The organism is Nostoc sp. NMS8, from assembly GCF_017115045.1.
Lineage (GTDB): Bacteria > Cyanobacteriota > Cyanobacteriia > Cyanobacteriales > Nostocaceae > Nostoc.
The window spans coordinates 150,928-156,845 of sequence record NZ_JABXKK010000035.1 but is presented as its reverse complement, the minus strand read 5'-3'; the positions used below and the strand labels follow the sequence as shown (position 1 = coordinate 156,845).

The following is a 5,918-nucleotide window of genomic DNA, read 5'->3' as shown; positions in this document are numbered from 1 at the left end:
TGAATATAATGAAGTGGATTTTTCATTATGGTAGACCAACGGTAGACGCTCAAATCTCCGTTCTACCATTTTTTGTCCCCAAATTTATATTTCGGACAGGTCTTCTGTAAGAAAAAAGATTCCCAACTTCTCTAAGAAGTCGGGGATCTTTCGGGTTGTAATTCTTACAAATCAAATAGGATTGCTATAGGCATAAAAAAACTAAAGTTTGTAATCAACATTTCAGCCCTGATAAATCACGGTGATTACTGTACTTGGGTGGGGAAAGCCCCAGGTTGCACAGCTATGTTAAGATTCTGCCCATTGCGACTTAATTCCATACGTAAATCGCCTCCAACTTGGCTATTTTCTACTGCCTTTTGGACACTGCTGGCATCTGTAACTGCTTGGCCACCAAGTTTTTGGATCACATCACCAGCACGAATCCCGGCTTTAGCCGCTGGGGAATTTGGCAGGACTTTCACAACTAATACACCTTTATCTTCATTTACACTCAAACCGCTATTGGGATCTGAGTTGATATTTTGTTTGAGTTGAGGCGTTAACCCCACCATCTGAATTCCCAGATAAGGATGTTGTGCTTTACCTGTAGCGATTATTTGACTAGAAATGCGTTGTGCTGTGTTGATGGGAATCGCAAAGCCTAATCCTTGTGCCCCTTGAATAATGGCTGTATTCATGGCAATTACCTCGCCACGGGCGTTTAGTAAAGGCCCACCAGAGTTACCAGGATTAATCGCTGCGTCGGTTTGAATATACTCGACTCGCTTATCGGAAGCGCCAATTAGATCGCTACTGCGTCCGGTAGCGCTGATAATTCCGGTAGTTACTGTATTATCTAGTCCAAGAGGGTTGCCGATCGCGATCGCCCATTCTCCTGGTTGCAACTGATCTGAGTTACCTAAAGCTACTAACGGTAGATTATCTGCCTGAATCTTGACAACAGCAACATCAGTCAACTCGTCTTTGCCTAACACCTTTCCTTTAAAGCTACGCCCATCCTTGAGTGTAACTGTCACCGTATCAGCACCATCGACTACGTGGGCGTTGGTAAGAATACGACCATCAGCACTAATAACAAAACCTGAACCAGTACCCCGTTCTACCCGATTTTGTTGTTGTGGTAGTTGAGAGCCAAAAAAGCGTTGGAAAATTGGATCGTTAAATTCATCTGGTAACTGGGCTTTTATCGTTCGTGAAGAATCAATTCGCACCACGGCTGGCCCAACCTTTTGCACCACCTGTATAACAAAGTTAGGATCTGCACCTGCTGCTAATGGAGGAGCAGCACTGACTCGACTCACCGCCAAATTAGATGCAGTCTCAGACACCTGCTGAGAATGTCCAGCCATATAGCCACCTGCTAATGTCATACCCGATCCCAGTAGCACCAGCGATAGAGAGGCGGCAGCCTTTTTCCAGGGCGCTCGATTATGGTATTTGGTGTCAGCAGTGTCGGATAAAATGCTATTTGATGGGTTTTCTCCATCGTGAGATTGGTTTTGCATTGCTGTCTGGAAAGATATTTAGATGTATTACTAATGTAGATATTATTTATGACAGTTTTGTTGCGAGGGTATTGCGTTATTGTGAAAGGTTTGGTATTTTACTTACCGCATCTCACCTGATACAGAAACGCAGGGAGAAAAACGATTAATAAGCTGTTACGTATACAACTTGCATGATCAGGGCGTTCATGTTGCCCACCCCACAATCATATTGAAAAAATATTAGTGCAAATTAAAGACGCAACAGCTTAGTCATTCATTGTTAGGGACGCACAAATGTACGCCCCGATTACGTGTTATATCTATGTCTGAAGGAATAAAATGGCACAGGGTAAAATCTTACTTCAACCTGGTACTTTATGGGCAAGTGTCAAAAAACAGACAGAACATGCTTTGCAATGCGGAGCGTTGTTATCAATACCGACGGAATTTGAATTTGTCGAACAGGATAACGTGCGCTTTTTAGTGCGGATTTTGTCTAACCTGAATCGCAAAAAAGCAGCCGACGAAAAACAGAAAAAACAATCTGTTACGTCTGGTCAAGAGTTTAATCCTTTTTTGCCCTATGAAGAAGATTTATTTGTGGCAGATATTTCTGATACTCATTTATGTATTTTAAATAAATTCAATGTTGTTGATTATCACCTGCTAATCATCACCCGTCGCTTTGAGGAACAGGAAAGTTTACTCACCCTGGAAGATTTTGCGGCGATGTGGGCGTGTTTGGCTGATTTTGATGGTCTAATATTTTACAACAGTGGCAAAACCGCAGGTGCTAGTCAGCGACACAAACACTTGCAATTAGTTCCTCTACCACTCGCACCTGAAGGGCCACAGATGCCTATTGAACCTCTGGTGAAGTCTGCACAATTTCAGAACTCGAATGCAACTTCACTAAAACTTCCTTTTGTACAGGCTTTCGCACTACTAAATTCCAATTGGGTGCAGTCGCCCTTTACAGGCGCAGAAGAAACACTGGAAGTTTATCGCACTTTGCGTCAGGCTGTGGGTTTAGATGCAAAGCAATCTGGTGCTTACAATCTGCTAGCGACACGAGAATGGATGTTGATCGTACCGCGATCGCAGGAGCATTTTCACTCTATCTCTGTAAATTCATTAGGATTCGCTGGTGCTTTGCTAGTGCGAAATGCAGCAGAAATGGAAATTCTCAAAGCTGAAGGGCCAATGACTATCCTCAAAAACGTTGCTGTATCCTAATTATGATTGATGGCTATGTTTTAGACGCAGATTTAGAAGCGTTACTAAATAACCAAGATAGCAGATTGGCAACCGTAGCAGCCCCAAAAGAGAACAGCGCAATAATTGCATCACGAGGTAAAACGCCATCTAACCAGCTACCCTGTATTTGAGAAACTGGAAAATTCTGATCTAGACCAATTTGAATCTCTTTAGTTTTCCCGGAAAAGCGGGCTTCTATCCCCTTTTTAGGGACAATTTGAAGGTGGCGTATCAATTGAATATTTAGAGGAGTATCAGGGTTTTCTCCCATGAGAAACTGATTTTGCCTAATATCCTGTTCCTGTCCTACCATGCGGATTTTACCTTCCACAATAGTAGAAAATTTTAAATCGTCTCTGGCATCTTTACCATTTCTGTCCAAATCTAAAAATTTCACATCTTTGGTTTCTATCCTTTCTCTAAACCATTGTTCTGATTCATATTTTGGAGGTTTGGCTAGGGTAATACTAATATTAGCACTTGGTGCAATTTCTAAGTTAAACTTTTTATTATTAGGATTGACAATAAATTCTAGGGGTGTTTCCTTATCTGGTTGATTTGGTAATTTTAAATCTAGTAATTCATATCCTTCTAATATCACCTTGATTGGTTGTTCACCTAAATATAGTTCTAATGTATTTTGATTGTTTTTTAAATCTAATTTGGAGTTAGATTGCAGAAAAAAAGCAAGCTGATTGCGATAAAAGTCATAACTTAATCCAGATACTTTTGTATTTGGTTGCAGCCTGAGTTCTTCTAGGTTGATTTCACTTGTTATTTTAAGATTAGCTGGAGTAACAATCCATCTACTCTCGCTGTTTTTAAGCTGGATTTTTAAAGAGTCTAATTGATTAAGTTCTGGCCAAGTTTCACTTTGAAACTTTCCGGTGAAAGTCAGGGTTTGTCTACCTTCATTTTCTAGTTCTTTAATACCGCGAATATCTTGAAGAAAGAGTTTTGATTGTTCTCCATCATAAATAAAACTCATTTCTTTAGCAATGATATTACCTTCAAATGTATGTGTACCAGGTACAACAGCAGCAAAGGTGACAATAGTCAAGAACAAAAGTAACAGCAACACCAACAATGAATTTTTATGATTTGAAATGGTTCGTAGTATGCGCTTAATGGCTGAAGTACTGATTAAAAACCATGCAACTAGATATGTTTTCAGAGAATTCAACCATTGGCGAATCTTGATGAAGTTGGGAAACTTTTGTTTGGCTTTTTGCCGAGATGCCATGACTTATTTCAACCAATTTGGGTTATGTTCAAATACAATTCGCCTTTCGATGCGATCGCTAGGTTGATCTCTTCGGTCAATATTAGCAACATAGTGCAGTTCATAGCGTCCTGGTGGAGCATTACCATCCCAGCTAAAAATAGTTTCACCCTTTTTCGGGTTAGGGCGGGAAGTGCTATAGATTGCTGGTTGACCTTTGGAGATGATTTCAAAGGTGGTAAATTTCACTCTGTCTTGGGAATAAAAGACAAATTCATACTTCCCCGAAGTTTGCCCCAAAATGACTGGAACATACACAGGCTGGGAACCAAGGTTATAGGATGCCACAGCGCGAAGTTTGTTAGCTGGTATTTTTGCTTGCCTGAGAACGTAAGTATCCCAGCTAAAGCTGAAACGCGAACCATTATTAGACAATAACAAGTCATCCATTTGATAGTGATAATTCTCTCCCAAAGATTTCACTATTACTTGAGGATTTTCACCACCACTGATCCGGGGAATTTGCACCGTCAGGGTTTTGCCAAAACTGGTTAGGTTTCGGGTAGCAATGGAAATCAGGCTCAAGCTATTGCCGCTTAATTGTTCTTCTTTGATGCCTTCGCAACGATTGGGTGGTTTGCGCTGGATATAATCGGTAGATTTGGGGTTCCCTTCTAGGCAAGAAGCAGCAGCAGGAAGATGGCTGACGCTGAAGATTAATAGACTGGCAAGAATAATTTTATAATTCATAGTTTGTTGTAGAGACGCGATTCATCGCGTCTATTTAATGTTCCAAGTGGACAGTTGTTTTTGAATCTCAGATATGGGATAGGCTAAATCTCGGTATTGACCTTTTTTTTGGGCAAAGACGATGCCTAAAAGTTGATTTTGCGAGTCAATTACCGGACTGCCAGAATAACCAGGTGTGAGTGCAGCTTGAGATATTTCTAATTGCTGGTTTTTATCGCTAATTTGTCCTGATTTGATAGACCAAGATTTATCTTCTTTTCTTTGGGCAGAATGACCGATAATCCGAATGGGTATTCCGGGGTCGATCGCACTTGAGGAAATAGGTAAAGGCTGGATATCTTCTGGCAGTTTACCGCTAACTTCCAAAACGGCTAAATCGAGTTCTTTGTCTGTAGTCATTTTGAATAGCTTACCATCTCGCCGCATTCGCACTCGGTTTGATGGCGGTGTACTGAAAAATTCAACTTGAATATTTTTACCCTTTTCATAGCCATCAAAAATGACATGACGATTAGTGAGGATTAATGTTCTGTTGCCTTTTCGCTGAATGACTATACCAGTGCCGATCTCTATTCCTTGGCGATCGCTGGTAGAAAACTCGGCAGTGATGCGTACCACAGAACGCTTAATGGGTATAGTTGGGTCATTTTTAGGCAACCATTGGCGATCGTCTTCTACCCCCTTAGCTTGGGTATCGTCTTTCGTTTTCCATAACTGCCTTGCTTCTATATTATTGTTACTGGCATAGATATAATTGGGGTCAATATCTTCTGCTTTGTCAAACTGTTGAATGGCTTCTTTTAGTTTTCCTTGCTGTTGGAACACTAAACCCAAGCCATTGTGAGCAAGAGTATAGTCGCTGGCTGGTGGGCCAGGGGTATCTGGTAATGTTAGGGCTTTTTGGAAGGCGGCAACTGCTACATCTAATTTCTTCTGCTCTCTCAGGGCAATGCCGAGATTGTTGTAAGAAGTAGCTAAGTTGGGGTTGAGTTGAATTGCTTTTTGGAAGGCGGCAACTGCTGCATCTAATTTCTTCTGCTCTCTCAGGGCATTGCCGAGATTGTAGTAAGCAGTAGCATCGTTGGGGTTGAGTTGAATTGCTTTTTGGAAGGCGGCAACTGCTGCATCTAATTTCTTCTGCTCTCTCAGGGCATTGCCGAGATTGTAGTAAGCAGTAGCATCGTTGGGGTTGAGTTGAA

At 41.3% G+C, this 5,918-nt stretch carries 5 protein-coding genes; 1 reads left to right on the top strand and 4 read right to left on the bottom strand.

Features of this window, described 5'->3' with window-relative positions; translation table 11 throughout:
- Window positions 1–245: 245 nt before the first annotated feature.
- Window positions 246–1,508, bottom strand: a complete 1,263-nt coding sequence (locus tag HWQ39_RS05535; protein WP_292842423.1) for an HhoA/HhoB/HtrA family serine endopeptidase — start codon at window positions 1,506–1,508, stop codon at window positions 246–248.
- 321 nt (window positions 1,509–1,829) lie between these two features.
- Here HWQ39_RS05535 and HWQ39_RS05530 point away from each other — a divergent pair, with 321 nt between their 5' ends.
- Window positions 1,830–2,726 carry a phosphorylase gene (locus HWQ39_RS05530; protein WP_292842421.1) on the top strand — a complete coding sequence of 299 codons (897 nt, stop codon included), beginning with the start codon at window positions 1,830–1,832 and terminating at the stop codon, window positions 2,724–2,726.
- Window positions 2,727–2,739: 13 nt separating this feature from the next.
- Here HWQ39_RS05530 and HWQ39_RS05525 read toward each other — a convergent pair whose 3' ends face one another.
- The 3 genes from HWQ39_RS05525 to HWQ39_RS05515 form a co-directional block, all read right to left on the bottom strand.
- Window positions 2,740–3,990, bottom strand: coding sequence for a hypothetical protein (locus tag HWQ39_RS05525; RefSeq protein ID WP_292842419.1), 1,251 nt, complete (start codon window positions 3,988–3,990; stop codon window positions 2,740–2,742).
- Between the two features lie 3 nt (window positions 3,991–3,993).
- Window positions 3,994–4,719, bottom strand: coding sequence for a hypothetical protein (locus HWQ39_RS05520; protein WP_292842417.1), 726 nt, complete (start codon window positions 4,717–4,719; stop codon window positions 3,994–3,996).
- Between the two features lie 30 nt (window positions 4,720–4,749).
- A partial coding sequence (locus tag HWQ39_RS05515; protein ID WP_292842415.1) for a tetratricopeptide repeat protein occupies window positions 4,750–5,918 on the bottom strand: 1,169 nt, incomplete at its 5' end.